Genomic DNA, 1,081 nt, shown 5'->3' on the forward strand with positions numbered 1-1,081 from the left:
TGTATTGATCACGAGCGTTGTTGACGCCGGTCTGGTCTTGATCATGGCGAAGACCTCCGGTGTGGTGGGAGCTGTCTAGGAACTCACCGCGCGGAGGTCTTCGTGCCCCACCGTAATGCCCGGCTGACCGTCTTCGGTAGGAGACTGCTGGTCGAACGTGTCCGCTCCGGCCGTCCGGTCGCTCATGTGGCCGCCGAGATGGGCATCTCCCGGGCCACCGCCCACAAGTGGATCCGCCGGTGGCGGACGGAGGGCGAAGCGGGTCTTCACGACCGGTCGAGCCGACCTCACACGACGCCGCACCGGACCACGTCCACGGTGGAAGACCGCGTCTGCGACCTGCGGCAGAGCCGCAAGCTCGGCCCAGCCCGAATCGGCCCGGTCCTCGGCCTCCCCGCCTCGACCGTGCACCGGATCCTGGTCCGTCACGGCCTGAACCGGCTGGCGTGGCTCGACCGGCCCACCGGCGAGCCGATCCGACGCTACGAACGGGCCAGGCCCGGCGAACTGGTCCACGTCGACATCAAGAAACTCGGCAACATCCCCGACGGCGGCGGATGGCGAACCGTCGGCAGGGCAGCCGGTGACCGCAATCGGCAAGCCACCACCACCGAACGCAGGAGCTGCAGCCCGGTGATCGGCTACAGCTACATCCACTCGGCCGTCGACGACCACTCCCGCCTGGCCTACAGCGAGGTCCTACCCGACGAACGCCAGCACACCGCCATCGCCTTCTGGCAACGCGCGAACGCGTTCTTCACCGCTCACGGCGTCACCGTCGAACGAGTCCTGACCGACAACGGTGCCTGCTACAAGTCGAAGCTGTTCACCCAGAACCTCACCGCGGCCGGCATCGCACACAAGAAGATCCGGCCCTACCGGCCACAGACCAACGGCAAGGTCGAACGCTTCAACCGCACCCTGCTCGACGAGTGGGCCTATCTGCGGCCCTACACCTCAAACCAGGAACGAACCGAAGCCCTGGCAGACTTCCTCCACACCTACAACCACCACCGCTGCCACACCGCACTCGACGGACACCCGCCCATCACCCGCGTCAACAACCCTGCAGGTCAATACA

The 1,081-nt window shown here is 66.5% G+C and carries 1 protein-coding gene; it reads left to right on the forward strand.

Going from position 1 to position 1,081, the window contains the following annotated elements; all coding sequences use genetic code 11:
* Positions 1–102 precede the first annotated feature (102 nt).
* A partial coding sequence (locus ABZ716_RS24665; protein ID WP_358961764.1) for an IS481 family transposase occupies positions 103–1,081 on the forward strand: 979 nt, incomplete at its 3' end.

Origin of the sequence: Streptomyces sp. NPDC006687 (assembly GCF_040636215.1) — a bacterium.
Classification (GTDB): domain Bacteria; phylum Actinomycetota; class Actinomycetes; order Streptomycetales; family Streptomycetaceae; genus Streptomyces.